Raw genomic sequence first — 1,118 nt, 5'->3', positions numbered from 1 at the left:
AGGTCGGCCATACCGTTCTCATCGGCTGGGAAGGCGCGTCCAGCGAGCGGGTTATTGAGTTGCTGCTGCAGGACGAAACGTCCAATGACAACCTGATCGTCATTTGCGATTGCGACCTCGAAGAAAACCCCATGCCGGGCAAGGCGGCCTTTATCAAAGGTGAAAGCCTGTCCTCTGTCGCGCTTTTGCTGCGTGCCGGCGTACCTGGCGCCGAACGCGTACTGGTGCGAACCCATTCAGACGATCTGACCCTGGCCACCGTACTGGCGGTCAATCAACTGAGCCCGGTCGGGCATGTGGTCGCCCACTTCAATGAAAGTGAAATCGCCGCGCTCGCCAGCGCCTACGCGCCCAGCCTGGAATGCACCTCAAGCATGGCCATCGAGATGTTGGTGCGCGCCTCCCAGGATCCGGGCTCGTCAGTGGTCATCAATGAATTGCTGTGCGTGGGCCAAGGCGCCACCCAATACCTGATGAGACTGCCCGAAACCTTTGAAGCAACGTTCGGCGATCTGTACGCACAGATGAAAGAACGCCATAACGCGACCCTTATCGGCTACCGCGCCAAAGGCGCCCGACAGCCTTCAATCAACCCGCCCGGCGCCACTCGCGTCAAGGGCGGCGAACTCTTCTACATCGCCTCTACTCGCCTCAAGGAAATCTCCAATGGGATGGTTTAAACAGTTGCTGGGGCTTGAGGCCCCGAACGCGGGCACGAATACCGATTCGAAATGGACAGCCAACGACAACCTGCCAGTCACCGGCCCGCTGGGCCTGGCAATGGGCAAGGGCGTGATGTTCGACACGACCCTGAAACTGTTGCTCGACGAAAAAACCGCGGTAACCATTCCCGGCTCCCAGCAAATCTGGAGCGCCGGCACCATTGAGCTCGGGCAGTCGACCTGGTTGTCGCGCTACTACATGAACGACGAAGACTACTGGCTGCAAGTGCACACCACCGGCGACATCGCCGGGCAGGTCGAGTCGGTGATCCTGTTCAACTACCTCAGTTACGTCACCATCAACAGTGAAGCGGAGCTGCGGCGGCTGGCCGGCCCTCAAAGCCTGATCGGGCTGCCGACCTACACCCTCAACGGTGTCGAATACACCCGCGAATG

General features: G+C 59.7%; 2 protein-coding genes. Both read left to right on the top strand.

The window, feature by feature from the left end; translation table 11 throughout:
• On the top strand, positions 1 to 680 hold a 680-nt coding region (locus AC1DLB_RS30665), incomplete at its 5' end, for a potassium channel family protein (protein WP_477786363.1).
• The coding region (locus AC1DLB_RS30660) for a DUF2491 family protein (protein ID WP_477786362.1) at positions 667 to 1,118 on the top strand (452 nt) is incomplete at its 3' end. The genes AC1DLB_RS30665 and AC1DLB_RS30660, both read left to right, overlap by 14 nt.

Source organism: Pseudomonas sp. 05N434, assembly GCF_056396965.1.
The sequence above is the reverse complement of the archived record's forward strand: the minus strand, read 5'-3'. Positions and strand labels throughout refer to the sequence as shown.